This is a genomic window from Rhizobium centroccidentale, from assembly GCF_030182565.1.
Classification (GTDB): Bacteria; Pseudomonadota; Alphaproteobacteria; order Rhizobiales; family Rhizobiaceae; genus Rhizobium.
In genome coordinates this window covers 92,230-117,955 of the sequence record NZ_JAQJCG010000015.1, presented here as the reverse complement: position 1 = coordinate 117,955, position 25,726 = coordinate 92,230, and the positions used below count along the sequence as shown (strand labels likewise).

The 25,726-nt window shown below is 59.5% G+C and carries 21 protein-coding genes; 10 read left to right on the top strand and 11 right to left on the bottom strand.

Going from position 1 to position 25,726, the window contains the following annotated elements; genetic code table 11:
* The first annotated feature begins 334 nt into the window (after positions 1 to 334).
* The gene (locus tag PH562_RS19930; protein WP_285175143.1) at positions 335 to 2,413 is read left to right on the top strand and encodes a putative bifunctional diguanylate cyclase/phosphodiesterase; all 2,079 of its coding nucleotides are present in this window, start codon (positions 335 to 337) and stop codon (positions 2,411 to 2,413) included.
* Between the two features lie 104 nt (positions 2,414 to 2,517).
* On the opposite strand, the gene PH562_RS19925 is transcribed toward PH562_RS19930, so the two are convergent.
* Complete coding sequence (locus PH562_RS19925) at positions 2,518 to 4,989, bottom strand: beta-glucosidase (RefSeq protein ID WP_285175140.1); 2,472 nt, start codon at positions 4,987 to 4,989, stop codon at positions 2,518 to 2,520.
* A 326-nt stretch (positions 4,990 to 5,315) separates the two neighbouring features.
* On the opposite strand from PH562_RS19925, the gene PH562_RS19920 reads away from it, so the two are divergent.
* Positions 5,316 to 5,990 (top strand): transglutaminase-like cysteine peptidase, encoded by a 675-nt coding sequence (locus PH562_RS19920; protein WP_285175137.1) that lies wholly within the window; start codon positions 5,316 to 5,318, stop codon positions 5,988 to 5,990.
* On the opposite strand, the gene PH562_RS19915 is transcribed toward PH562_RS19920, so the two are convergent.
* A complete protein-coding gene (locus PH562_RS19915) occupies positions 5,978 to 6,313 on the bottom strand; it encodes a hypothetical protein (RefSeq protein WP_285175133.1) in 336 nt (111 codons plus the stop codon). The genes PH562_RS19920 and PH562_RS19915 overlap by 13 nt on opposite strands.
* 200 nt (positions 6,314 to 6,513) lie before the next feature.
* Between PH562_RS19915 and PH562_RS19910 the strand changes: the two genes are divergently transcribed.
* Entirely contained in the window at positions 6,514 to 7,491 is a 978-nt protein-coding gene (locus PH562_RS19910) for a DUF1402 family protein (RefSeq protein WP_285175130.1), read from the top strand.
* A gap of 36 nt (positions 7,492 to 7,527) precedes the next feature.
* On the opposite strand, the gene PH562_RS19905 is transcribed toward PH562_RS19910, so the two are convergent.
* Positions 7,528 to 8,145, bottom strand: a complete 618-nt coding sequence (locus tag PH562_RS19905) for a glycosyltransferase family 29 protein (RefSeq protein ID WP_285175127.1) — start codon at positions 8,143 to 8,145, stop codon at positions 7,528 to 7,530.
* Positions 8,146 to 8,401: 256 nt separating this feature from the next.
* Between PH562_RS19905 and PH562_RS19900 the strand changes: the two genes are divergently transcribed.
* Positions 8,402 to 8,794 (top strand): hypothetical protein, encoded by a 393-nt coding sequence (locus PH562_RS19900; protein WP_285175125.1) that lies wholly within the window; start codon positions 8,402 to 8,404, stop codon positions 8,792 to 8,794.
* Positions 8,795 to 8,810: 16 nt separating this feature from the next.
* On the opposite strand, the gene PH562_RS19895 is transcribed toward PH562_RS19900, so the two are convergent.
* Positions 8,811 to 9,938 carry an ROK family transcriptional regulator gene (locus PH562_RS19895; protein WP_285175122.1) on the bottom strand — a complete coding sequence of 376 codons (1,128 nt, stop codon included), beginning with the start codon at positions 9,936 to 9,938 and terminating at the stop codon, positions 8,811 to 8,813.
* 238 nt (positions 9,939 to 10,176) lie between these two features.
* Between PH562_RS19895 and PH562_RS19890 the strand changes: the two genes are divergently transcribed.
* The 3 genes from PH562_RS19890 (at position 10,177) to PH562_RS19880 (ending at position 14,015) form a co-directional block, all read left to right on the top strand.
* Positions 10,177 to 11,049 carry a glycerophosphodiester phosphodiesterase family protein gene (locus PH562_RS19890; RefSeq protein WP_285175112.1) on the top strand — a complete coding sequence of 291 codons (873 nt, stop codon included), beginning with the start codon at positions 10,177 to 10,179 and terminating at the stop codon, positions 11,047 to 11,049.
* 408 nt (positions 11,050 to 11,457) lie between these two features.
* The gene (locus PH562_RS19885; protein ID WP_095436411.1) at positions 11,458 to 12,942 is read left to right on the top strand and encodes a lipopolysaccharide biosynthesis protein; all 1,485 of its coding nucleotides are present in this window, start codon (positions 11,458 to 11,460) and stop codon (positions 12,940 to 12,942) included.
* Positions 12,943 to 13,001: 59 nt separating this feature from the next.
* Positions 13,002 to 14,015: a polysaccharide pyruvyl transferase family protein gene (locus tag PH562_RS19880; RefSeq protein WP_285175103.1), complete on the top strand. Its 1,014-nt coding sequence runs from the start codon at positions 13,002 to 13,004 to the stop codon at positions 14,013 to 14,015.
* 161 nt (positions 14,016 to 14,176) lie between these two features.
* On the opposite strand, the gene derI is transcribed toward PH562_RS19880, so the two are convergent.
* The 7 genes from derI to PH562_RS19845 all read right to left on the bottom strand — a co-directional run bounded on the left by derI (position 14,177) and on the right by PH562_RS19845 (position 21,481).
* The gene (derI, locus tag PH562_RS19875) at positions 14,177 to 14,632 is read right to left on the bottom strand and encodes a D-erythrulose-4-phosphate isomerase (protein ID WP_285175099.1); all 456 of its coding nucleotides are present in this window, start codon (positions 14,630 to 14,632) and stop codon (positions 14,177 to 14,179) included.
* 11 nt (positions 14,633 to 14,643) lie between these two features.
* On the bottom strand, positions 14,644 to 15,414 hold the full coding sequence (locus PH562_RS19870; RefSeq protein ID WP_285175096.1) for a triose-phosphate isomerase: 771 nt from the start codon (positions 15,412 to 15,414) through the stop codon (positions 14,644 to 14,646).
* Positions 15,411 to 16,187 (bottom strand): DeoR/GlpR family DNA-binding transcription regulator, encoded by a 777-nt coding sequence (locus PH562_RS19865; protein WP_285175093.1) that lies wholly within the window; start codon positions 16,185 to 16,187, stop codon positions 15,411 to 15,413. The genes PH562_RS19870 and PH562_RS19865 overlap by 4 nt, the downstream gene beginning before the upstream one ends.
* 114 nt (positions 16,188 to 16,301) lie before the next feature.
* Positions 16,302 to 17,246 carry a sugar-binding transcriptional regulator gene (locus PH562_RS19860; protein WP_285175091.1) on the bottom strand — a complete coding sequence of 315 codons (945 nt, stop codon included), beginning with the start codon at positions 17,244 to 17,246 and terminating at the stop codon, positions 16,302 to 16,304.
* Between the two features lie 120 nt (positions 17,247 to 17,366).
* Positions 17,367 to 18,299: a sugar phosphate isomerase/epimerase family protein gene (locus PH562_RS19855; protein WP_285175089.1), complete on the bottom strand. Its 933-nt coding sequence runs from the start codon at positions 18,297 to 18,299 to the stop codon at positions 17,367 to 17,369.
* A 28-nt stretch (positions 18,300 to 18,327) separates the two neighbouring features.
* Positions 18,328 to 19,839: a glycerol-3-phosphate dehydrogenase gene (locus tag PH562_RS19850; protein ID WP_285175087.1), complete on the bottom strand. Its 1,512-nt coding sequence runs from the start codon at positions 19,837 to 19,839 to the stop codon at positions 18,328 to 18,330.
* A 91-nt stretch (positions 19,840 to 19,930) separates the two neighbouring features.
* A complete protein-coding gene (locus PH562_RS19845; RefSeq protein WP_285175084.1) occupies positions 19,931 to 21,481 on the bottom strand; it encodes an FGGY-family carbohydrate kinase in 1,551 nt (516 codons plus the stop codon).
* 904 nt (positions 21,482 to 22,385) lie between these two features.
* Between PH562_RS19845 and PH562_RS19840 the strand changes: the two genes are divergently transcribed.
* From PH562_RS19840 to PH562_RS19830, 3 genes are read left to right on the top strand one after another with little or no spacing between them, the layout of a single operon-like run.
* Positions 22,386 to 23,042 (top strand): DUF2291 domain-containing protein, encoded by a 657-nt coding sequence (locus PH562_RS19840; protein WP_113233202.1) that lies wholly within the window; start codon positions 22,386 to 22,388, stop codon positions 23,040 to 23,042.
* The gene (locus PH562_RS19835) at positions 23,039 to 24,583 is read left to right on the top strand and encodes a sugar ABC transporter ATP-binding protein (protein WP_285175080.1); all 1,545 of its coding nucleotides are present in this window, start codon (positions 23,039 to 23,041) and stop codon (positions 24,581 to 24,583) included. The genes PH562_RS19840 and PH562_RS19835 overlap by 4 nt, the downstream gene beginning before the upstream one ends.
* Positions 24,584 to 24,605: 22 nt before the next feature.
* Complete coding sequence (locus PH562_RS19830; protein ID WP_285175078.1) at positions 24,606 to 25,658, top strand: ABC transporter permease; 1,053 nt, start codon at positions 24,606 to 24,608, stop codon at positions 25,656 to 25,658.
* Positions 25,659 to 25,726 lie beyond the last annotated feature (68 nt).

Here is a 25,726-nt window from a genome sequence, read left to right as displayed (position 1 = left end):
GATTCTCATAAGAGAGAGTTTCCCATTTATACTTACAATATTCAGGAGAAATTTACCAAGAATTCGTAATATATCCGTGGACAATGCAATCACTGGGTGGAAATCGAACGCGATGAATTCTCGCATCCACAAACGAAAAAGACGCGCACAATCAGATACTTCACAAAGAAGACACCTAGCCGGCACGAAGCCGGCGGTTGCAGAAATTGCAATTTCGCGCAAAGTATCTTTACTTGATTTTCAGTGTTTACCTGTGAAAGCAGCAGCCATCGATGTCGGGTTCAGCTGCCCATGTTAAGCATGGCGCCCTGATAGCTATAGTTGGGATCTTTGCGTGCGCGTTCTTTCCTGCATCTTCACGGAACACAATCTGTGGCTCGTTCTTCTCGCAGCGTTCGTCTGCGTCAGCGGCGGATGGATCACCCTCAACCTGCTTCGGCGAGCCGAAAAGACGCGCGACCTTCAACGTGGCGGCTGGATCTTCCTGACCGCCGTGGCTGCCGGTTCGTCGATCTGGTGCACGCATTTCATTGCCATGCTGGCCTATGAGGTCGGCGCGCCGGTCACTTTCGATCCCATCCTGACGATGGCCTCCTTTCTTTTGGCCGCCATCGGCTGTGCCGGCGGTTTTGCGATCGCCTTGTCGCGCCTGCCGCGCATCGCACCGGAATTCGGCGGAGCCGTCGTCGGCCTTGCCATCAGCACCATGCACTATACCGGTATGCTGGCTTATCACGTCGATGGCATCGTTGAATGGAATCAGGGTTATGTTGTCGGCTCCATCGCCCTTTCCGTGATTTTTGCAGCGCTTGCGCTCAATCAGGCGGTACGCCGGCCTTGGCAGTTCTCCCCGGCCGCCGGACTCGCTCTCTTCGTCGTCGCCGTGGTCTCGCTTCACTTTACGGCAATGACGGCCGTATCGGTCACGCCGCTTGCAACTGGCGCTGCGATCGCGGACACCTATGCACTGAAGGCCATGGCGGTTGCCGTTGCCGGCGGCGGATTGCTTATTATCGGTACAGGCGTGGCAAGCTACATGATCGACGAGCGCGCCTCGCGCGAATCCATCGAGAAGCTTCAGCATATGGCCCTCAACGACCTGCTGACGGGCCTGCCCAACCGCAGCAGTTTCGCCGACCATCTGCAGCGCGAGATGGGACATGCCAAGGAAGACGGCGTAAAGCTTGCAGTCATCGGTATCGACCTCGATCGCTTCAAGGAAATCAACGACCTGCGAGGACATAAGGCCGGCGACCAGGCACTGAAGGCGATCGGACGCCGCCTGCTGCGCCTCGTCAGGGACGGCGAGTTCGTCGCCCGTGTCGGTGGTGACGAGTTCGCGGCCGCTAAGCGCTTTCGCGAACAAAGCGAGCTGCTGGATTTCGTAGCCCGGCTGGAGAAAGTCCTGTTTGAGCCCATCCGGATCGACGATTTCGAGACGGTGACAGGCGCCAGCATCGGTGTCGCCGTCTACCCCGACGATGGCGTCGACCAGGAGCGTCTCGTCAGCAATGCCGATCTCGCGATGTATCGCGCCAAAGCCGATATCGGCCGCGCCGTCTGCTTTTATGAATCCAAGATGGATGAAGCGGCCCGTGCCCGCCATACGCTCGCGCAGGACCTGCGCCGCGCTGTCGAGCTGGACCAGCTCGACCTGCACTATCAGGTGCAGACCTCCGTTCGCACCGGGCAGATCTGCGGCTACGAAGTCCTCGTCCGCTGGCATCATCCCGAGCGTGGCTCGGTGCCCCCTTCGGAATTCATCCCCATTGCCGAAGAAAGCGGTACGATCCTTGTCATCGGCGAATGGGTATTGCGCACCGCCTGCAAGGAGGCGGCATCATGGGACCAACCCTACAAGATCGCCGTCAACCTTTCGCCCGTACAGTTCGCTCACGCCGACCTTGCCAAGCTCGTCCACACGATCCTTTTCGAAACCGGCCTGTCGCCGTCGAGATTGGAGCTGGAAATTACCGAATCCACCATCATTGCGGACAAGAGCCGAACACTGCATGTGCTGCGGCAAATCCGGGCTCTTGGCGTGACCGTTGCCATCGACGATTTCGGAACAGGATATTCGTCGCTCGATACGCTCCGCTCCTTCCCCTTCGACAAGATCAAGCTCGATCGCTCCTTCATGAGCGAAGTGGATCACAGCATTCAGGCAAAGGCGATCGTCCGCGCCGTGCTCACGCTCGGCAAGAGCCTGGATATCCCTGTTCTCGCGGAAGGCGTCGAGACCAACCATCAGCTCGAAATCCTCCGGGTCGAGGGCTGCGACGAGGCGCAGGGCTTCTTCCTCGGCCGGCCGAAGCCCGTCGGGCAAATCTTTCAAGTAGAAGCATCGGCAGAGGACGACGAGGCATCGGCTTTTTCCGGCCGGCTTCCGCCCCATCGCATGCGCCGTCGCTAGGAAATTCCACCCCGCGTCGAGGCGATATCTACGGCAATTGTGGGCGCAGACCTGCGCCCTCCTTTACTTAAGCTCGATTTCGTCAGCTGCTGCCGTTCGCAATATCAGATCGAACGATCCGAAACCTCGCCGATCCATTCGCTTGCAAGCTCGACCGTCACAGCTGAGCGGATATCGAGGGCGTTGGCGGCCACGAGAAACTCATAGCGACCGGCGATGGCTCGAAATGCTCCGATCCGCTCGTCGAAATAGCTCAGATCGCGCGGACGAACGACAAGCGAGGCGGTGCCTTTTTCACCCGGCATCAGCCGAAGCTTGGCAAAGGCGCGCAACTCCTTGTCCGGCCGCTCGATAGTGGAAGCAAGCGCGCGCACGTAAAGCTGCACGAGTTCGGAACCGGTTCTATCGCCGGTATTGGTGACCTCGACTGTTACGGTGACACCCTCCGCGCCCATCCTTGTTGCCGAAGCCTGCGCCTCGCCCCAAGAAAATCGCGTATAGCCAAGACCGAAGCCGAAGGGAAACAAGGGCTCGATATCGCGCGTGTCGTGATGGCGATATCCGACGAAAACGCCCTCGGCGTAGCGCACATGTCCATCCTTGCCGGGATAGACGGATGCGTCGCCAACGATTGCGGAATTATCCGACAGGTGTTTCGGAAAGGTCTGCGGCAGGCGCCCGCCGGGCTCGACATCGCCGAAGAGCACATCGGCAACGGCATGGCCGAGCTCCTGGCCGGGATACCACATCTGCAGCACGGCCCGAACCTTGCCGAGCCACGGCATCTCGATGGGGCCACCGGTCTGCAGCACGACAATCGTATTGGCATTGGCGGCCGCCACCCGGTCGATCAATTCCTCTTGCCGGCCCGGCAGGCGCATGTCGGGCAGATCGAAGCCTTCCGTATCCCACTCGCCGTCGCGGCCGACAAAGAGCAGAACGATATCTGCATCGCTTGCCTTTTGGACGGCATCGAGCATGGCCTCTTCGCCAAGCGGCTTCTCCACGCCGAAGCGCACCGCCGTCAGATTGATCCCCTCCTCGGTCGTCGCGGACGAGCAATATTCGACCACCACCTTGTAGCTCTGTCCGGCTTCCAGATGGATGCTTTGCCGCTGCTCGGCATTGGCCGTGCCGAAATAATTGTCTCCTCGAGCCCAGCCGTCATAGCCATTCACGACGAGCTTGCCGTCGACAAAGAGCTTGGCGAGACCCGCATTCGTCATGCCGAATACATGCTCGCCGCTCTCCGTCGGCACATAGGAGGCCGTCATGCGGGCGGAGAATTCGTTGGGATCGAGTTCCGAAGATGGCAGGTCGAACCAGAAGAATTCGCCCTTGCTCGCGGTTTCGGTGGCGATCACCGGTCCTGCAAGCTTGCGGCCTTTAAAATAGTCCACCCGCATCTCGCCGGAGAAGACGCTGATCAGGCGATTGTTGCGGCAGCCGGCGGCATGGTGAATGCTGTTGGCGTTCGATAGTACCTGCCGGATGCCTTCCAATGGGCTGACCCTATAGTGGGCGGCGATCTGGGCGCTGCCCCCACCCATGACACGAGCTTCGGCAGCATTCGGCCCGATAACCGCCACATGCCCGAGCCCGGCCTTGTGCAGTGGCAAGATGCCGTCGTTCTTCAAGAGCACGGCCCCCTCGGCTCCGAGTTGGCGGATCAGAGCGCGATCTTCCAGCAGATCGAGCGCATGCTCGCTCAAATCGGGCGCCTTCTCGAAGGCGCCGACCCGCTCTAGCAATGTCAGAATGCGGCGGGCAGCCTCACGCACCGTTTCCGCCTCGACTTCGCCGTTGCGCACGGCCGCCACCAGCTTTTCGCCACGGTCGCGCGTCGGACCGGGCATTTCGAGATCGAGCCCGGCATTGACGGTCGCCGCCGTCGAATGCGAGCCGAACCAGTCCGACATGACGATGCCGTCGAATCCCCACTCCTCCCGCAAGACTTTGGTCAGCAGCCAGGGATGCTCGCTCGTATAGGTGCCGTTCAGCCTGTTATAGGAGGACATGACGGCCATGACGCCGGCCTTCTTCACAGCCTGCTCGAACGGCGGCAGATAGATTTCGCGAAGGGCGCGTTCGTCGATATCCGACGACATCGTCTGACGCTCGATCTCGGATTCATTGCCTGCAAAATGCTTGATCGTGGCGGCAATACCCTGACTCTGCACGCCCTGGATATAGGCGACGGCAAGCTCGGCCGTCAGCACCGGATCTTCGGAATAGCATTCGAAATTGCGGCCATTCAGGCCGGAGCGGTGAATGTTGACCGTCGGCGCCAACAGCACCGAGGCGCCCTTGCTCTTGGCCTGGCCGGCGAGTGCCACGCCCATTCGTTCGACAAGGGCCGGATTCCATGTCGCACCAAGCGCGATCGCGACGGGAAAACAGGCCGCATTGACGCCGGCAACCAGCGAGCCGGCACCACGGGCTCCGTTCGGCCCATCCGTGACCTTGATCTTCGGGACACCAAGGCGCTCGACCGGCACCGTGGTCCAGAAATCAGCGCCGGACAGCAGCGAAGCCTGTTCTTCAAGCGTCATCCGGTCGAGAATATCGTCGATCATAAAGGCCTCCCGAGCAATTCCGTGGCTGTTCCATCGTCCATCCGCGATGGAGATTCGCATTTAAGACAAACAAATCATAAACACGCCAGATGTTCTTCCGATAGTGGAATATGTGAATGAAATTCCATATCTTTTTTGCCGACATTCAGGTCGTACCCGCTATGGGCACGCTTCGTAACCGATCGGAAATCATAAGTTCGGCACAGGAATGGACGTCCCCGATTGCCGTACCGGTCAAAAGCGCCGGTTCGATAAAATGCGAATAATCTTTTTCCGAATAAATTTGACCGCGTCGGATTTCATGAGCCCAACTCATGGAGCCGAGTATGCGTTCACTTCTCGTCGCTGCAAGCTTTCTCTTCGTCGCCGGCCTGCTGTTTTCGACAGCGACAACGGCAAAACCCGTGGCCAATACCGCCGCGGCACACGCACATCAGTTTGCGCGTGAGGTGACGGAAGCGAGCGTGCCCGTCGGCTGGACGAGCTTCTGTAAGGCGCAGCCAGCCGAATGCGTGGCCGGCCAAAAGAGCGTGGAGTTCGCGGATCTCGATCATGACCGCTGGGAGCAGCTGCAGCAGATCAACAGTCTCGTCAATCATGAGATCGAGGGTGTCGACGACAACGATCATTACGGCATCTACAAGCTCGGCATCATCAACTGGTGGACCTATCCCGATGACGGTGCCGGCAACTGCAATGACTATGTTCTCTTAAAGAAGAAATTGCTCGTCGAAGCAGGTTGGCCACGATCTACCCTGCTGCTGACGGTGGTCCTCGACACCCATAACGAGGGACATCTTGTCCTGATGGCGCGCACGAATGACGGCGACCTCATCCTCGACAATCTCACCGATGCAGTTAAAAACTGGAGCGGAACGGGCTACACTTTCATCAAGCGTCAAACGGCCGATAATCCGAACGATTGGGTTCGGCTGGAATCCGGTCGCACACCCGAAGAGCTTGCCATGATCAGCAAGGCACTGGCGTCTCACTCGCAGTGATTGGCGGCCCAATAGCTGTCGACCAGACCATTGCCGTCCTGATCCAGGATGGCAAAATTGCCAGGGATGACGACGAAGAAGCGTTCTCCGCCCTCCGCGCCGGCGCCGCCATTCGCAGTTTCCGTATCGACACGGCCGCAAACGACGAAGCCCGGCATTCGTTCGCTTGGCTTGGCTGCCAGAATATGGATGGCTGAGGGCGGCACCTCTATGCGCCGCGCGACCGCCGCCTTGGCCAGCGCCGGAACATCCGCCATCGTCGGCAAGGCTTCGCCGGGGGCGGCTGCAAGCAAGATGCTCCCTGCGATCACGAGATGTTGCATCGACATCCTTTCGAAAGCCCGGACCACGGAACGCAACCCTGGACGGCCATATCCCTATGCCTCTACAGCCGAGAGCTGCTTTGATCGAAGTTTATTGTGATTCGTGAGACGGAAGAAGCTTGCGCTCTTGCCTTCGGATAGCGATCGCGTATCAAGATCGTCCCCGCGCAGGGGAATATTTTTGGAAAGCCACTTTGCGAATGCGAACACGCCTGTCGATACTCCCGGCACTCGGTCTTCTTTTTATCTTTGCATTGACGAACGCGGTTTCTGCGCGTGAGCTCGTGCGCGTGCCGCCAGGCAATCGCAACAGCGTTCAGCCACCCATACCCAATACCTCGGTACTGCGGGCTAAGGCCTTCAACACCACCTACGACGAGAAATATCGGAAGATCATCGGCGTGCTTCGCGACGATAAGGAGCTGATGGCCTCGATCAGGAAGGCCGGGCAGACCTACCAGATCGACCCCATCCACATCGTTGGCGCCCTTGTCGGCGAACACACCTACAACATCACGATCGTCAACAGGGTGAAGTCCTACTACGTCAAGGCGCTCGCCTATTCGCAGTCCGATTTCAAGTTCGCCTATAAGGACGTGACGGTCCAGGCCTTCCTGAAGAAGCCGGAATTCGCCCATTGCAATGCCTTCACCGGCAGCGCCGAATTGTGGGAATGCCGTGACGAGACCTGGGACAAGAATTTCCGAGGCAAGGTCGTCGACGGCGTCGCTTACGAAAACATGACGTTCCAGCGCGCCTTCTTCCAGCCTTTCTTTGCCGGCCAGACCTTCGGCCTTGGACAGATCAGCCCTTTGACCGCCCTTGAAGTCACCGATCTCGTCCATGCGACCAGCGGCCTGCCGAAGCTGTCCGTCGACGATCCGCAGGCGATCTATCGCGACATCATGGACCCCGATCGCAGCGTGATCTATATAGCCGCCATCGTAAAGGATGCCATCGACGCCTATCGCGCGGAAGGCTTCGACATCACCGACAATCCCGGCCTGACGGCCACACTTTACAATGTCGGCCAGCCGCGCCGCCGTGCGGCTGCCTTGCGGCAAGCGGCGGATGCTTCGGGCAGTAAGAAACTGCCGGAAGAAAATTATTATGGCTGGCTGGTCAACGACAAATTGCCGGAGCTTCGTGGGCTGCTCGGCAGCGACAATAGCCAGTAAGCCGCCAGACTTTATCCATGAAGAACACCGGTTTGATCAGGCGATCAGGCTGACGCGATCATTGGCAATCTTGTTTTCGGCCCAGCTGCGCTCGCTCTGCCAATCATGCCGCTTCCACCCTTCCCAGCTGAAGCCGCATAGCTTGATGTCCCATTCGGACGCGGGAAACCTTGCGAGGACATAACGGATGCCAAGGAAGCCGGTGCTGGGAAAGACCTTGTGCATGCAGGACCCGGAAATGCCGAGCTCGTCGCAGCCATCCATATAGGTCTGCGGTGGCATGATGCGGATCTCCTTGCCGGCCCTGCCCAGCAACTCGATTGCCTGCATCGTCCAGTCAGCCTTTCGACCCTGCAGACGCTGGAAGATGTTGGGTCGGGGGTGATATTTGCGGATGATATCGGGGTGATAGGCCAGCATGAAGACCTTTGCGGCCTTGAGCGCGGCGTTATCCATGAAACTTGGATCCAAAAGCCGCCGATACAAGATCTTGCTCGAGGCGGCCAGCATGATCATGTCAGTGCGCTCGCCGCTCATGCCTCCGGAAAGGACCGGCTCATTGAAACGCATGACGAATTGCGCCTCGTCCACGATACCGGCGATATCGCGTTCCAGCTTTCCGTTGCCAACAATGATTGCAGTTTTACGCGCCAATACGGTCGTCCAGAAAATATGGGCCGTGCATTAGCAAGCGGTTCTGACAAAGCACTGAACCGTGGATGATGCGGAACTGAAATCCGTCGACCAACCGTTTCCGTGCTCTGGGCGAATTTGATCCGTTTGCCAACAGGCGTATTTGGCGGCATCTGCACAGGGGAACGACAATGAGAGAAGCTTTGCTGGCAGACCACGCCATGTCGCCATAGACTATCGCCTCTCAAGGCCGAGAAGCGGATCGAATGGACAGTCTATGAAGCAATTGGATCGCATGAACTCGACGTCGAACGATTGGGAAGCTGACCCATGGGATGCCCCCGACGAGGTGGCGGACTTACAGTTGGCTGGATTTCAGAAGAGAGCTGCAAAGACGATTATCTGGGCTTCCCTATTCAATGCCGACCATTCGGTATTCGGCATTGAAGCAAGCGACCTTCGCAGCTTAGATGCCGAATTTTATGCGACGTGCGACGGTGAGGACATGCTTTTGATGCGGCTGATTTGGCACGGTTTCCCCGATCCCCCGGAATGGCGGCTGGCGACGCGACCAAGCAATAGAGATGATCTCTCCTGGGCCTCGTGGGGTTATTTTACCGACTTGCCGGAAAGCTGGCAAATACCGGTGTCATCCGGTAATCCCGCATGACAGGCGCTCGGCACGCTCACAAGAAATACCGGAACTTCAACGGCAGCAGAGCCGCGCCGATCGCGCTGGCGTCACCTTTGGTTTCGCTGAGAACCAGCCGCGGTCCCGGCGGTGCGGCGCCATAACGGTGCGGACGCTGCGACGGTAGGCGGGCGCGCGCGATCATCATTCGTCCAAGCTCGGGCGGCAACTGGCCACCGAAGACAATGGCTTGCGGATCGATCACCCCGGCAAGCGTGGCGATCAGACGGTCGAGCATCGGCACGGTCTCGGAAAGCCAGCTCTCGACGCCGGGCCAGGAAGGGTCGAAATTCTGTTTCAGTTCCTCGATGGAGCCTATCTCGACGCCCCTCTCCCGCAATGTGGCGATGAGATATTGCAAAGCTGGCCGGCGCAGCATCTCGTCCGGATCGTAGATGACGCTGAATTCCCCAGCATTGCCGTGGAAGCCCAAATAAGGCCTTCCCTCCAGAACAAGACCGCCGCCAAATCCATAATTGAAGGACAGGTATGCGAAGGTCTTGCACCAGCGCCCCACACCGCGCAGGCTCTCACCGATTGCGCCTGTCGTTGCGTTGTTTTCCAACCAGGCCGGCAATGCGAACACTTGCTCGAGCTCCGGCTGCAGATCGACTAAAGACCAGTCGCGCAGCGGCTCCGGAGCATTGAAGCGACGATCATCGCCGACAAAGAAGCCCGACATGGCAAAGCCAAGTCCGATGAGATTTGCACGCGATATTTCACGGCGCGCCAGGATCGACCCCAGTTTCTCGGCAAGCATTGCCAGCGTTGCCTTGCGATCGGCGGGCACGCCCCTCAACACCTCCTGATCGACGACATCGCAGCCGAAATCGGCGAGCGACAGCGTCACCGCATCGGTATTGACGGAAATACCGACCGAATAGACCGCCTGCCGTTCCAATTCGATCGTCGGGCTCGGCTGCCCGCGTGCGCCCTTGAACGGCGCACCGGCGCGAAGCAAGCCGCGAGCCGTCAGCGCCTGGACGAGACGATGCACGGATTGCTGCGTCAAATTGGTATAGGCAGTAATGGTCGCGCGCGGGATCGGCTCGCGGCTGCGGACAATATCGAGAATGAGGCGCTCGTTCTCGCTTGCCAATGGGGATTTTTCCAGCGCTGCCATGACTGCAATCCCGATACTATGATTCCGACCTAGCCGCTCGCCTGTCCGGGCACAATCCAAATCCCCACCTATTCGCGGCTGCTCGTCATAAATATTACACCTTATGTGTATTAATAGCCATAGCAGCGATCGGCGCCAATACACCGCGTCGGCCATAGCCATTGGCGCTCACATTCGACATCAAACCTCGCATCCGCTCATTCCGCCTGAAAACCGACAGCTCACGAAAGCTTTTCTCATGCATAGCCAGACCGCCATCTCGCCCTCATCCCGCAATGCCGATATTTACGACCTCCTCTCCCTGTCCAATCCAAACATTCTGACGATTGCCCATCGTGGGCTTTGGTCGGCAGCTCCCGAAAATTCATTGGCGGCAATCCGTGCGGCAGCCGAGCTTGGCGTGGAATTCGTCGAAATCGACACGCAGGCGACTGCCGACGGCCATCTCGTCGTCATTCACGACAAGACGCTGGACCGCACCACCTCCGCCGGGGGTGTCGTCGGAGCGAGCAGCTTTGCCACAATCCGCGCGGCCCGACTGCGCGCCGGCGCCGGCGGAGAGATGGCAGCATTGACGGATGAACGCGTTCCCACGCTCGAAGAAGCGCTGGAGGAGGCGCGCGGACGCGTCTTCGTCAATATCGACACGAAATTCCCCCGCGAACTGCCGCAGGTTATCGCTGCAGTGCGGCGGCTGGGTGCTGAGGATCACGTCATCATCAAGTCGGATGTCGAGCCGCAAAGCGGCCGTTTCCCGGTGCTGGACGCCGATTGGTTCGGCTCGATCCCGCATATGCCGATGTTTCCTGTCCGGCCCGGAAAATTCATCGAAGACCTCAGAATGATCGAACCGCTCAAGGCGCCGATGGTCGAAGTGAAATTTACCGACATTGCCGATCTTGCCGCCGGGCGCGAGGAACTGGAGCGTCAAAATATCCGGCTCTGGATCAATACGCTCGATGTCTCCTACAATCTCGACTTCAACGATAGCCGGGCGCTTAGCGACCCTGAAGGCGTATGGGGAGCACTCGTTGACGCCGGCGTCGGCGCCATCCAGACAGACACGAATGTCGAATTCAAGCGGTGGCTCGCGACCAGAAGCGGCAAATAAAGCCCCCTCGGCTTAACGCGCAGACAAGAAGCCCGGGCGGTTTCTCATCGCCCGGGCTTTTGCGTCCTCCGGCGCTGTGAGCAATCTAAAGCGAAGCCTTCGTGCCTGCAGAGGGGGCGTTCTCAGCATCAACCTTACCAATTTTGGTCCTATGAAGGGCAAATGCTGCATCGCAAAGAAAATGATGCGAAAATGAACTAAAACTGACGTGAAAATGAATTGGAAATGTTGACTTAAGGATTCGCTGAACTAGTTCCCGCTCATACGCCGGGGTCCGCCCCATCCATAGCGACCATATGATCCTGTATAATCCTGTGCAGCCATTCCAGCGGTTAAGACGCTGTTATGGCAAGGAATATTCGTGCGGTTAAGAGGTCGCCTCATAGCGCAGTGGGACTTCAGTATCGCATGAGCAGCATCACGGGACGGCTCGTCAAGGGAAGCATGTGGTTAAGCCTGTCTCGAACCATCGTGAACGGGCTTGCAACACTCAGCACCTTCGTACTGGCCCGCTATCTGGCGCCCGCCGACTTCGGCGTGGTTGCTTTGGGCATGACGATCCTCATGATCGTCACGACTGTTACCGAGCTTTCCCTTTCCGAGGCGCTGATCCGCCACGATGCACCGGATGAATCCCATTTCAGTGCTGCCTGGACGCTGAATGCCGCACGCGGGCTGGCGATCTGCATCCTGTTTGCGATCTTTGCCTATCCGGCGGCCGCCCTGTTCAATGAGCCGAGGCTGACGGGTGTCATGTTCGCTCTTGGTATCAGCATGCTGATGGGCGGCCTTACAAATCCGCGGCGCATCATGCTGCAGCGCGATCTGATCTTCTGGCAGGAGTTCGTGCTCGCCGTTTCGCAGAAGTTCGCGGGCTTCGTCGCCTCGGTTGCGATCGCCGTCATCTATCAAAGCTATTGGGCACTAATCGTCGGCACGCTGATCAGCCAGGCGACGAATGTCATCGTCTCCTATCTCGTGCTGCCGTTCCGGCCCAGGATCACTTTCCAGCATATGCGGGAGTTCTTCTCCTTCTCCGCCTGGCTGACCGCAGGCCAGATCGTCAGCACGCTCAACTGGCGCTTCGACTATCTGCTTGTCGGCAAGATGCTTGGCGGCATCCAGCTCGGCTATTATTCGGTCGGCAGCAACCTCGCCATGATGCCGACGCGGGAGGCGACCGCGCCCCTTACCCAGACCATCTATCCGGCTTTTGCTGGCATTCACAACGATCCAGGCAGGCTCGCTGCCGCTTATCAGCGCGTGCAGGCGCTGGTTGCCGCCGTCGCCCTTCCAGCCGGCATCGGCGTTGCCGTGACCGCCGATCCGTTGGTGAGGCTCGCGCTCGGCGACAAATGGGCCCCTGTCATCTTCATCATCCAGTCGCTGGCCTCTGTCTTTGCGCTGCAGACGCTGGGCTCGCTGGTGCAGCCGCTTGGCATGGCCAAAGGCGAGACGCGCGTGCTCTTCGTCCGGGACACGCAGATGTTCTGCCTGCGCGTGCCGATCATGATCGGCGGCCTGCTGCTTTATGGTCTGCCGGGGGTCATTGCCGGCCGCGTCTTCACAGGCCTCTTCAGTACCGCCGTCAATATGATGCTCGTGCGGCGCTTCACCGGCATCAGCGTTGCCAGGCAATTGTCGGTGAACCTTCGGGCACTCGTGAGTGTCGCCATCATGGCGGCAGGCGTCTCGCTCGCCTCGAGCCATCTTGCCTACACGGACGACAAGCTCGTGCTCGTGACGCACCTCGCCATCCTGATCCTGCTTGGCGGCCTGCTCTATTGCGGTTCGACGCTCCTGCTGTGGACGTTGATGAGGCGGCCGGCCGGCCCGGAAACGGAGGTTCGAAACATACTCGGCAAAGTGCTGCCGAGACTTCGTCCTGCCTGAAAACGCGCGGCCGATGTCGGCCGGAGACTGACCTGTCATCTAAACGGGGGAATGGGGAAATGACGTTACAATCAAATCAACAGCTGATCGCGAAACTGGACAATATGATCCACGATTGCCTGAAGGATTACATCAGCAAAGATGAGCCGCTGGCGATCCTCGATTTTCCTGATATCCGCAATTGCGGTGACTCCGCCATTTGGCTCGGCGAAATGGCTTATCTCAACCGGCGATACGGCAAGCGCCCGGCCTATGTCTCGCGAATCGACGACTTCTCGCCCGAGCAACTCGAGCACACCATGCCGACCGGCCCGATCTTCATTCATGGCGGCGGCAATTTCGGCGACATCTGGGATGCGCATCAGGACTTTCGTGAACGGGTTCTGGAACGATTTCCCAATCGGCAGGTGATCCAGTTCCCGCAATCCATCCATTACAAGTCCCAAGCACGGATCGAGGAAAGCGCCCGCGTCATCGGACGCCATAAGCATTTCGTATTGCTGGTGCGCGACGAAGAATCGAAAGAGTTCGCCCATAAGCACTTCGACTGCGAAGTGCGTCTTTGCCCGGACATGGCCTTCAGCATCGGTCCGATCCGGCCGGATGAACCGGAGTTTGACGTCCTTGCCATGTTGAGATCGGATCTCGAGAAGGTCGGAGATGCCAACCTTTCGGCCTATCCTGATATTCCGAAAGAGGATTGGACGACCGAATCCGCCAAGCGTGTACGCATCTCCAAGGCGTTTGGTGCGGCAACGGCTTTGCTCGCCCTCAAGCCGGCCGAGATACGGCTGCGCAAACTCGACGCTGCCGCGCATAACCGGTTGCGGCGGGGCATCCGCCAGATCTCCCGCGGCCGCGCGATCGTCACAGACCGGCTGCATGTCCACATCTGCTCGATCCTGCTTGGACGCCCACATGCCGTGCTGGACAATAGCTACGGCAAGATACGTCGGTTCATGGCGGCATTTTCCGGTGGTACCGATCTCGCCTACCGCGCGACCTCGCTCGAAGACGGTATCGCCTGGGCGCGCCATCAGGCGGCCACGCAATCACTGGCACCAGCTGCCTGACAGGCTGTGACAAGGCAACTCGCCTATCGCGATCCACAATCTCCTCACCGGATGACGAAACCAATCAGGCGAAGGCGCTTTAAGCGCCTTCGCCTGTCGTTTGAGCTCGATCCGGCTGGGAGACGGCCATCCGCGTGGCATGACCTCACTTGAAATCACCCTTAGCGGGCGTTGTACTTCGCATCGACCTCGTTCATGGCCTTGACGTTGCCGGCCGAGCGACCGTTTTCGTCGAAGGTCTGCGCCAGGAAGGCGTCGGCAATCGCCTTGGCGAGTTCGGTGCCGATGACGCGGGCGCCCATGGTGATGATCTGGGCGTTGTTCGAGAGCGCTGCGCGTTCTGCCGAATAGGTGTCATGGGTCAAAGCAGCACGAATGCCCGGCACCTTGTTGGCCGAGATGCAGACGCCGATGCCGGTGCCGCAGACGAGGATCGCCTTGTCATAGGTGCCGTCGATGACGCCGGAGGCGACGCGGTCGGCGAGATTGGCGTAAAACGCATCGGGGCCTTCATCGGTGCGCGATACTTCGCTCACCTCGAAACGCTCCTTCAGATGATCGGCGAGAACCTTGGCGAGACCTTCACCGGCGCTGTCACCAGCAATAGCAAGCTTCATGATATGTCTCCTCAGAGTTTGGCGGCGCACTTGGCGAGGATGTCGAGATAGCCTCCGACGTTCCAGGCGGAGCGGCCGATGAAAAGCCCGTCTACATTCGGGCAGGATATGAGTTCTTCACAGTTTTGCGGATTGACGGATCCGCCGTAGAGGCATGGAATCTTTCGGCCGAGCACCTTTTGCGCGATCGCAATGATCTCGGCCTGGCGCGCATCGGCATAGGAAGGCTCGGCGGGGATCCCCTTTTCGCCGATCGCCCAGACCGGCTCGTAGGCCAGCAGGATTTCAGTCTGCTTCTGGGCGTCGGAGAGCTTCGACAGAGCACCGACGACCTGCTCGCTTAGAATCTCCGTTGCACGGCCGCTTTCGCGATCAGCCAGCGTCTCACCGATGCAAATCAGCGGGATCAGGCCATGACGGACAGCCGCCTCGGTCTTGAGACCGACGGTTTCGTTGGTCTCGCCAAAATACTCGCGACGCTCCGAATGGCCGAGCTCGACGATGTCGAGATTGCAATCCTTCAGCATCAGCGGCGAGATTTCCCCCGTCCAGGCACCCTGATCGGCCCAATGCATGTTTTGGGCACCGACCTTCACGGAGCTTTCCGACAGGATCGACTTGACCTCGCGCACGGCCGTGAACGGCGGAATGATGAAACGCTGAATGCGATCATCGCGCAGGGTATCGGCAGCACGCAGCGCCTCGGCGAAAGCGCGTGCCTCCGCCAGCGTCTTGTTCATCTTCCAGCTCGTGCCGATCCAATAGCGAGGCTTCTCTGTCATGTCATATCCTGGTTCGAGGCGATGGTAAGGGCGATGCCGTCGCGGCGAAATTGCTCGACAATGGCGGCGTCAGGCGTGTGATCGGTAATCACGGCATCGAAATCGCTCAGATCGGCCATCACATGCAGGGCCGTATGCCCAATGCGCTGATGGCTGACGAGGAGGCAGCTTTTTGCCGCCGACGCAATCATCGCCCGCTTCGTGCGCACGACGTTGTCGTCCATATGATAGGCGAGCCTACCGGAAACGGCTGGCGTCGACAGGAAGGCGATATCGGCCCTCAGCCGCGACAGCGCCTCCTCGGTGACGACGCCGAGAAAGGCGTTGAACTTCGCGGAATAGACGCCGCCGAGCGCGATCAGCGTAATGCCGCTTTCGTTCTTCATGCGGTCTATGATCGCGGCATTGTTAGTGATGAGCGTCAGCGGCCGCTTCTGCAACAGCATCTCGCCTAAAACGGCGGCCATGGACCCGTCATTGATCATGACGGTCATGCCGGGCTCGACCAGATCGAGTGCAGCGCGCGCCATGGCGAGCTTTTCGTCATGGCCCTGGCGCTCGCGGAAACGGAAATCGCTTTCGAACTGGGTGCCGGCATCGATGGTCGCGCCGCCGCGAACCTTGCGCAGCACGCCGGCCTGCTCGAGATCATCGAGATCACGGTGGATCGTCATCTTCGATACGGCGAACCGATCCGCCAGATCGTCGAGATCGACGGTCTTATGCTCGATGAGCAGATTGATGATCGATTGCTGGCGCTCTTCCCGTTTCACCTTGCACTCCGACCGTTGGTCCGAAATGGAACTTCGAAAAGTATAACATCAAGATCTAACAATTCAACATTTTTATTGTTACATTGAGGTAAATTCATGTTCTCGCAGGCAGTATCACTCCTCGCTCTTCAACAGTGCCTGCGCTGTTTTCTCGTCCGTGATCAACCCATAGAGACAGCGGCTCTTTAGGACCGCGCGGATGGCCTCGACCTTCGGTAATCCGCCTGATAGTGCCACCAGCCGCTCGCTATTCGTGCGCGGCAAGGAGGCAGACAATGTGCGAGATGTCAGCGTGGTCTCAAGGATATTGCCGTCGGCATCGAAGAAATGGCCGAGAATTTCGCCGACGCCACCGGCCGCAGTGATCTCCTTGATCTCCTTCGGCTCCACCATCCCCGACAAGACGAGCTGTGCATCGGTGTCGACCGTGCCGAGACCGACCAGCTTAAGATCGGCGCCGTTTGCAAGATCGAAGACTTCCTTCACGCCGCGCTGGGCAAGCAGCACGTCGCGGTCTTCGCGGGTATTGGCGAAGAACGGTACCGGCATCACATGCGATTGCATGCCGGTCTTCTCCGCGATGCGATGCATGACGTCATAGGGGTTGGCTGCGTAGTTTCTGGTAAGCCCGCCGAGCAGCGAGACGAAGCGTAAGTCCTTGGCGCTGACGCGCGCCATGTGATGCACGGCAGAGGAGAGCGTTCGCCCGTGGCCGAGGCCGATTACCTTGTTGCTGCCGCCTTCGATCTCACGCCGCAGGAAGCCGGCGCCCGCCTGACCGAGCGCGCGAAACTCGAAGCCTTCTTCGCCGAGATCGGGCGCGACCTCACAATATTGCAGCCCAAACCGTGCCGAAAGCTCGGTTTCGAGCTCGACGCATTCGACGATATCGCCGTCGATCATCACCTTGACGACGCCTTCGGCAACCGCGCGCGCAATCAGGCGATGCGCCTTCACCGAGGGAACGCCGAGACGTTTCGCCACTTCGGACTGCGTCAGCCCGCCGGCATAGTGCAACCAGGCCGCCCGCACGGCGAGCGAAGCATCAGCATCCGTCATCGCCCGTTCCCTTTCAATTCGCTCCGCATAGTCCCTCGCCTGTTCTCTCCAGCCATAGCGCCCCGATCCGGCTACCTCCTCGATATGATTTGGCGTTCAGGGAATCGGCCACCCCACCGGCTAGATATGCAAGTCACCAGCGCCCGTGTCGATATGGGGCGCCCAGAAGGCGATGCTTTCGGCAATCTGCGCGATGACCTGACGATCGTTCGGTTCGCGCTCCTTGAACGACAATTCCAGGCAGATTTCGTTGTCCTTGGCACCACCTTCGGCAAACGCCTTGAGCAATGGTTCGGGCTGGATGCGGCCCTTGGCATTGAACTCCGCCGTGAAGGGGCGATGCCCACCCTTATCCATCAGGCTCTGCTTGATATGGATGATCGGCGAAACCTTCGGCACGGCACGCGCCCAGGCATATGGATCATAATCGTCGGGATTGGACGAGGTGACATCGCCATGGTCGATATCGGCCATCATCCACATCGGGATCGCGAAGGGCGCCTTCGTCAGTCTGTCCTGCAGGGAAAGGCAGGCATCGATCGTCTCGCCGAATTCGCGGCCGATGCTCATCGGCTCCCAGAAGATGTAGGAGAGGCCGGCAGCCCGGGCATGTTCGGCCACCTCGTCCCAGCACTCGATCGCGATCTCGATCAACTCCTCGCGCCGGACCGGGTCGTCATAATCCTTGTAAGTGAAGATTGCGAACTGCGTTCCGACGGAATGACCACCGAGATCGGCGGTGATATCGGCAAAGGTCTTGAACCAGTCGACATAATAGCGGCGAACATCCTTGTCGGGATGGCCGAAATGGTTGAGACGGCCATAAGGACCGGTCATGCCTGAGGTTACGCGAACGCCGGTGCGCTTCAATGCCGCCTGCATGTCGCGCGTCAGGCGGCGAATGACCGGCGCCTGCCAGCTCGGATTGATGAATTCATGCGTCAACTGCAGATCACGGATGCGCAGATCGCGCGCAACCGTCTCGATCAGGTCGGCCGGCTCGGCAAAGCGATTGACAAGCGGGTTGGTGTTGAGTGAAAGCGTCAAGGGCATTTTAGGTCTCCCGGCAAGGTCTGTTGGTTCAGGCGGCCAGCGCCAACTCGGCGTCGAACCATGCCGCGAAATCCGCCTTCTCTTCGGCCGTCATGCGCAGACCCTCCTTGGTGCGACGCATCAGCACGTCTTCGGCCGCCTGCGCCCATTCAGAAGCCACGAGATAGCGAACCTCAGCCTCATAGAGATTGCCGCCGAAATGGCGACCGAGTTCTGCGAGCGACGTCGCATTGCCGACGATCTGCCTGGTGCGGGCGCCATAAAGATGGCCGTAGTGATTGACGAGCGCTCGCGGCATCCAGGGATAGGCCGCCCGCAGGGTATCGGCAAAGGCAACGTAATCGGCATTCGGGATCTCGCCGCCCGGAAGCGTGGCACCCCGCGTCCAGTCGCCGCCCATCTTCGGAAAGAATTTTGCAAGGCGCTGCATCGCGTGCTCGGAAAGCTTGCGGAAGGTGGTGATCTTGCCGCCGAAGACGCTCAGGAGCGGCGCACCGCCAGTCTCATCGAGATCGAAGACATAGTCGCGCGTGACAGCAGACGGGTTGCCCTTGCCATCGTCGAACAGCGGGCGGACGCCGGAGAAACTCTCGAGCACGTCATAGCGGCGGAGCTTCTCCTTGAAATAGCGATTGACCGCGGTGATCAGATAATCGATTTCCTTCTCGTCGGCCTTCACCTCTTCCGGCTTGCCCTCATAGGGAATATCAGTCGTACCGATCAGCGCCTTGTCGCCCTCGTAGGGGTTGATGAAGATCACGCGCTTGTCATGGTTCTGGACGAGATAGGCCTGCTGGCCGGCCCAGAATTTCGGAACGATGATGTGGCTGCCCTTGACGAGCCGGACGCTGCGCTGGCTGTTCGAGCCGACGACACGGCCGATAATGTCGTTGACCCAGGGGCCGGCAGCATTGACCAGCACGCGGGCGCGGACGGTCCGCACCTCGCCGGAACGTTCGTTACGCATTTGAATGAGCCAGTTCCCCTGATCGCGGCGCGCGCTGACGCAAACCGTGCGCGTCAGTATCCGCGCGCCCTTGGCGGAAGCATCGAGAGCGTTGAGAATGACGAGTCGGGCATCATCGACCCAACAGTCGGAATATTCGAAACCCTTGGAATATTGGTCCAGGATCGGCGCCCCTTCCGGATCGCGATGAAGATCGAGCGAGCGGGTACCCGGTAGCTTCTTGCGGCCGCCGAGATGATCGTAGAGGAAGAGGCCAAGACGCACCAGCCATGCGGGACGATCCGTCGGGCTATGCGGCAGTACGAAGCGCATCGGCCAGATGATGTGGCTTGCCGAATTGAGCAGCACCTCGCGCTCGATCAGGGCCTCGCGCACCAGGCGGAATTCGTAATATTCAAGATAGCGCAGGCCGCCATGCACCAGCTTGCCGGAGCGCGAGGACGTACCTTCCGCGAGATCGCCCTTCTCGCACATGATAACCGAAAGGCCGCGCCCAGCCGCATCACGAGCAATGCCGGCACCATTGATGCCTCCGCCGATCACGAAAAGATCAAAGATTTCCGGTTCCATCATCTCATGCTCCTAGGGATGCCCTTGTTCGAATGCTGTGGGCATCATCAATTCAATCTTCAAGAGCGGCGCTCGCCCGCCGCCTTTGTATCGGCTAGTGCCGGGCCAGCTTGTCCCAGGCGGGCGCGAGCGCCTGACGCACGTCCTTGTAGGCATCGAACAGGCGGTCATAGCGTTCGACATTTGCGGGATCGGGCGCCTCGGCCTCGCCCAGCAACGGCGTCACCCAGTCGACAATGCAGCTGTCCATGTCCGGATAGGCACCAATCGCGACGGCGGCCATCATCGCGACACCTGCGGCCCCCGCCTCCTCGCGGTCGGAAATGCGCACCGGCGCCTTGACGGCGGCCGACAGCGAACCACGCAGCGCACGCGAGCGAGCAGCTCCTCCGGTGATGCGCAGTTCCGAAGGCATGTCGCCCATGGCCGCGTAGCAATCGCGCGTTGCCATGCCGAGCCCCTCGACCACGGCCCTCAGCATGTCGGCAAAGCCGTGCCGCGTCGAAAGTCCGGTAAAGCCGGCACGCGCATGTGCATTGACAAAGGGACCGCGCTCGCCGGCCTCGGAAATATAGGGGTGATAGAGAAGGTTCGTCGGACGCGCTTCGGCAAACCACGCATCGATGCGAGGAATAAGGTCGGAATAGGAAACCTCGCTCCCGCCTGCGGACATCAAATCCGCCGCAACCTTGAGAATCCAATCGATATTGATGGTTGCGCCCATGTTCGTCTGGACCTGGGTGACGATACCGGGGATCGGCAAGGCGATGACATATCCCGTCCCCTCTTCGTTGAGCTGGACATCGGGCACCGCCTTGGCGCGCATATGCACGCCGGTCGATCCGATCGTCGAGCAGGCGGCGTTCTGGCCGCCAGTGCGGACGCCGGCGCCAAGTGCGGTCATGACCATATCGACGTAACCCAGGCAGACCGGCGTTCCGGCACGTAAACCGGCGGCCTTGGCCGCAGCCTCCGTCAAGGGATGGCTGATCTCGGTTCCGTCGACAATCTCGGGCAGAAGCGAGCGCCGGCGGGCAAGGCCGAGCGCATCGATGACAACAGGATCATATCGGCGATTGCGGAAATTACCGAAGGTGAAGCTCGCTTCCGATGGATCGGTTGCCCGTATGCCGGTGAGATTCAGGTAGAGCCAGTCCTTGCAATGCAGCGCCGTCTCTGCCCGATCGAGAAGCTCGGGCATGAAGCGGTCCATATGGGCGAGCTGCGCACCCTGCTGGCAGGTATTGAGCCCCGTGCCCGTCGCCTCGAAACGGGCGCGGTTGCCGGCCGTGGCGCTCAGGCGCGTGACGGTGGATGCCGCGCGGGCGTCAAGCCACAGCCAGGCATCACCGACCGGAGCATTGCCGGAGCCGACGAGCCAGGTGCCATCGCCTTGTCCGGTGACCGCGATCGCCGCCGTTCGGGCGGCAAGGTTGCCCACCTTCTCACCAAGGCCGCGCAATGCACTGAGACAATCCGACCACGTCTGGCCGAGCGATTGGGTGACCGATCCGTCTTCTCCCGTCTTATAGCGATTGCGCGCTGAAGCCGAAGCGATCTGCCGTCCGGATAGCTCGAAGGCAACCGCCTTCAGAACCGAGGTACCCGCATCGATCCCGATGATGATCCCGTCGCCTTTAGACATTGCACGCCAGCTCCACCATACGACACCCTGCGGCAGGAGCATCGGCAACCATCACAAACATTTTCATTCCTCCCCACGCGGCCAAGGGCATAATTCTACGCCAGGTCGCATCTATCGTCGCCATCGTACTCCCCACTCCAAGGGAAGGATCGCGAACGAAGCACCGGCGCGCACCCGACATCAGCCACGCAATGGATCCCAAGCATAGCTGCGACCCATCAATCAGCTCGCGGCTTTATAACATAATAATATCGTTGTTACAGTAATATTTTTCTGGCATTGTAATTTTTTTCATATAAAATGGGCGCGGTTGATCGGCGGGCGGCGGCAAGGAAGGACTGCAGCAACGCTTTGGAGGAATACGAATCAACAACCTGGCTCTCGCAGATCGAATCAGGGAGGCTGTTGGGAGGCGTCTCACGATCTCCTTACAATACTTATACATATCAATTTATTATCAAAAAGCTTTAATGCCAAGTCGACCAAAATGATGCCGGTCGGCTAAGCTCGAAATAAAGCCCCTAAAGCGAAAGCTTCGAGTGTGAAAAGGCTGGGAGTGCTGAGGCCCACGGAGGCCGGTCGAATAAAGGGTTTGTTAAATCATGGTTGACACGCTTAAATATTTATAACATATAAAATGCAGAAATTAACATACTTATATCACAAATGTCGCATGGATGCGGCAATTGTGAACCTAAGATGGGCGACTGGAGGAGACAGCCGTCCGCACATTGAGGAGGCTCCTGATGTTGAATTTCCTTTCCGGTGACGGCGCAACCGGAAGCCAAGCGGAGCGCTCAAAGGCGCGAACGCGCAAGCCCCGCTTCCGTTAAGCCGGATCGCGGCACTTTTCTCCCTTTCTTCCATCAGGCACTCCGGCTGACATGCCCAAGGTCGTTTGAACATGAATACGCAAGCTCAATATGCAACTGCCAAGCCGACGGGCTCCAAGCTCAAGATCGTCGCCGGCATCGCCGCGGTGGTGATCGTCATCGGCGCCATCGCTGCCGATACCAAGGTGGTCAAGATCGGCTCCGAACACGACATGCGCGAGCAGGGCTTCCAGCCGGAGACCTATGGCGCCGCCGAATTCCCGAAGGTGCAGACGGATGTCGAGAAGCGCGCCGTCGATGCCGTGACGCTCGCCAATGCGGTTCTGGCCGACAAGAAGGCCGCTGGCGCAAAATACGGCGTTGCTACCACCACCGGACCCGTCCTTCCTGTCTCCTTGACCGGCACCTTCGGCGAGCGCAAGGCCAATCTCAACGAGTTCAAGGTCGACGGCCTGCCTGACGGCGTCACCATACGGGTACAAACAGGCCCTGCGATCAACGGCACCGATCTTCGCGATGCGACGGGCAAGATCGAATTTGGGCAATTTACCAACCAGATCGAATATCAGGACGCCGGCTCCGCCATCAACAACGAGATGAAGAAGGCGACCCTCGGCAGCCTGGACCCCGAAAAGCTCGCGGGCAAGACGGCGACGGTCGTCGGGGTCTTCAAGCTCATCAATCCGAAGAACTGGCTCGTCACCCCGGTAAAGGTCGATGTGAAATGAGCCAGATCCAGCACAATGGCACGACCACGGGCGAAGTCGTTCTCGCCGCCCGCAACGTCGCCAAATCCTATGGCAGCGTCCATGCGCTGAAGGGGGTCAATTTCGATATTCGCCGCGGCGAAGTCACCACCCTCTTCGGTGAAAACGGCGCCGGCAAATCCACCCTGATGAAGATCCTCTCCGGCGTCATCCAGCCGACATCGGGCGAGATCATTCTCGATGGCGCACCGATTTCCTTCGCCTCCTCCACGCATGCGCGCGCCTGCGGCATTTCCATCATCCACCAGGAATTGAGCCTGGCACCCAATCTCAGCGTCCGCGACAACATCTTCATGGGTCGCGAGATCATGAAGGGCGGCGTGGTCGATTTTGCCGAGGAAGAGCGCCAGACCCGGGCGCTGATGGAGGAGCTGGAAGAAAATATCGATCCGCTCACACCCGTCGAGGATCTGCGCCTCGGCCAGCAGCAGATCGTCGAAATCGCTCGCGCCTTGTCGATCAATTCTCGCATCCTGATCATGGACGAGCCGACTTCGGCGCTGAGCGCCAGCGAAGTCGAAGTTCTCTTCAAGGTCATTCGCGATCTGACGAACCGCGGCGTGTCGATCGTCTATATCTCGCATCATCTGGAAGAGGCGCTGCAGATCACCCATCACGCCGTCGTTCTGCGCGACGGCAACATGACCGCCTATGCCGAACGCAAGGACATCGATCTTGAATGGATCGTGCGCAACATGGTCGGCGATAATTTCGACCTCGGCAGCCCGCCGGCAGGCCATAAAATGGGCGATGTGGCGCTGACGATCGACAATCTCACCGTTCCCGGTCCGTCGGGCGCCGCATATAACGCCGTCGACCGTCTGTCGCTTGCGGTTCGCGCCGGCGAGATCGTCTGCATCTACGGCCTGATGGGCGCCGGCCGTACCGAACTGCTCGAATGTGTGGCGGGACGGCTTCGGTCGAGCGGCGGCCGGGTCCTCCTCGGCAACACCGATGTCGGCGGTCTTTCCATTGCCGGCCGGATCGCACAAGGGCTGGTGCTGGTGCCGGAAGATCGCCAGCGCGACGGTCTCGTTCAAACGATGACCGTCGGCTCGAACCTGTCGCTTGCGAGCATCGGCGCTTTCACCAAGGGTCTTTTCACCTCGAGCGGCCGCGAGCGATCGCTGGTCAGCGACTCCATCCGCAAGGTTCATATCAAGACCGACGGCGGCGACGCGGCAATCGGCTCGCTTTCGGGCGGCAATCAGCAAAAGGTCGTCATCGGCAAGATGCTGGCAACCGATCCTCGCGTGATCCTGCTCGATGAGCCGAGCCGCGGTATCGACATCGGCGCGAAGGCTGAGGTCTTCAAGCTGCTCGCCGAGCGCGCCAAGGAGGGGCTGGCGGTGATCTATTCGACGTCGGAAGTCGCCGAGTGCCTGAGCATCGCCCATCGCATCATCGTCATGCACCGCGGCAAGATTTCTGCCGAATTCGGTCCTGATGTCACCAAGGAAAAGATCATGGCCGCCTCGGGCGAAGCAGTGGTCGCGCACTAGCCGCATTCATGGAGCACTGATTATGTCAGTCACGAACATTACAGATAAGAAACCAGTATCCAACGGACAGCGGCGGAATTTCAGTCTCGTGCGGCTGATCCTGGAAGGACGCGCCTTCTTTGCGCTGATCGTCATCATCGCGGTCTTCTCCTTCCTGTCGCCCTACTACTTCTCGCTCAGTAACTTCCTGACCATGGCCTCGCACGTGGCGATTTTCGGCATCCTTGCCATCGGCATGCTGCTGGTCATCCTCAACGGCGGCATCGATCTTTCCGTTGGCTCGACACTTGGCCTTGCCGGCTGTATCGCCGGCTTCCTGATGCAGGGCGTCACGCTGTCGAGCTTCGGCGTTATCCTCTATCCGCCGGTCTGGGCCGTCGTCGTGCTGACCTGCATTCTCGGCGGCGTGGTCGGCGCGGTCAATGGCGTGCTCGTCGCCTACCTGCGCGTTCCAGCCTTCGTCGCTTCGCTGGGCGTCCTTTATGTCGCCCGCGGTATCGCATTGCTGATGACGAACGGCCTGACCTACAACAATCTTGGCGGACGTCCCGAACTCGGCAATACCGGTTTCAACTGGCTGGGCTTCAATCGTCTGGCCGGCGTTCCGATCGGTGTCATCGTCCTTGCCGTGCTTGCGATCATCTGTGGCATCGTGCTCAGCCGCACCGCCTTTGGCCGCTGGCTCTATGCGTCTGGCGGCAACGAGCGCGCTGCCGATCTTTCCGGCGTTCCGGTCAAGCAGGTCAAGATCGCAGTCTATGTGCTTTCGGGCATTTGTGCAGCCATCGCCGGCCTCGTCCTGTCCTCGCAGCTGACCTCGGCCGGCCCGAACGCCGGCACCAGCTACGAGCTGACCGCAATTGCCGCCGTCGTCATTGGCGGTGCCGCATTGACCGGCGGCCGCGGCACGGTGCGCGGCACCATGCTTGGCGCATTCGTCATCGGCTTTCTGGCGGATGGCCTCGTCATCATCGGCGTCTCGGCCTACTGGCAGACAGTCTTTACCGGCGCAGTCATCGTGCTCGCCGTGCTCATGAACAGCATCCAGTACGGACGTCGGACCAAATCCGGCTGACGTTGCATCAAGACTTGTCCCCGGTCGGTGAGATACCGATCGGAGAAAGGACCGCCGGTTCGCCGGCA